The following is a 1003-nucleotide window of genomic DNA, read 5'->3' as shown; positions in this document are numbered from 1 at the left end:
CGCGAGGACTACCGCAGCATCACCGGCCCGGAGAAGGCCGCCATCCTGCTGATGTCGCTGGGCGAGGAGCAGGCCGCCAAGCTGTTCGGCCAGATGGACGACGAGGAGATCAAGGAGATCTCCCAGGTCATGGCCAGCCTCGGCACGGTGTCGTCCAACATCGTCGAGCGGCTGTTCGTCGAGTTCGCCGAGCAGGTGTCCTCGACCGGCTCGCTGGTCGGCTCGCTCGACTCCACCGAGCGGCTGCTGACCAAGGTACTGGGCGAGGATCGCGTCCAGGACATCATGGAGGAGATCCGCGGCCCGGCCGGCCGGACCATGTGGGACAAGCTCGCCAACGTGAACGAGCAGGTCCTGGCGAACTACCTGAAGAACGAGTACCCGCAGACCGTCGCGGTGATCCTCGGCAAGATCCAGCAGGGCCACGCCGCCAAGGTGCTGGCGACCCTGCCGGAGAACTTCGCCATGGAAGTGGTCATGCGCATGCTGCGCATGGAAGCGGTCAACAAGGACATCGAGAAGGACGTCGAGCGGGTGCTGCGCACCGAGTTCATGTCCAACCTGGCGCGCACCAACCGGCGCGACAGCCACGAGATGATGGCGGAGATCTTCAACAACCTGGACCGGGCGACCGAGAGCCGGTTCCTGTCGGCCCTGGAGGAGCGTAACAAGGACGCGGCCGAGCGGATCCGCTCGCTGATGTTCACCTTCGAGGACCTGCAGCGGCTGGATCCGGCCGGCGTGCAGACGCTGCTGCGGGCGGTCGACAAGGACAAGCTGGTGATCGCCCTGAAGGGCGCCTCGGACGAGCTGAAGGACCTGTTCTTCTCGAACATGTCGGAACGCGCCGCCAAGCTGATGCGCGAGGACATGCAGGCGCTCGGTCCGGTCCGCCTGAAGGACGTCGAGGACGCCCAGACCGCCATGGTGCAGTCGGCCAAGGACCTGGCCGACCGCGGCGAGATCGTCATCGGCGGCTCCGGCGGCGACGACCAGCTGGTGT

At 66.3% G+C, this 1003-nt stretch carries 1 protein-coding gene; it reads left to right on the top strand.

The genetic code is table 11. The features are described 5' to 3' along the window. The coding region (gene fliG, locus IE246_RS27795; protein ID WP_229837547.1) for a flagellar motor switch protein FliG at positions 1-1003 on the top strand (1003 nt) is incomplete at both ends.

Source organism: Thalassobaculum fulvum (assembly GCF_014652915.1).
In the GTDB taxonomy this organism is placed as follows: domain Bacteria; phylum Pseudomonadota; class Alphaproteobacteria; order Thalassobaculales; family Thalassobaculaceae; genus Thalassobaculum_A; species Thalassobaculum_A fulvum.
Note: the sequence above shows the minus strand (reverse complement) of the source record. Positions and strands in the feature narration are given on the sequence as shown.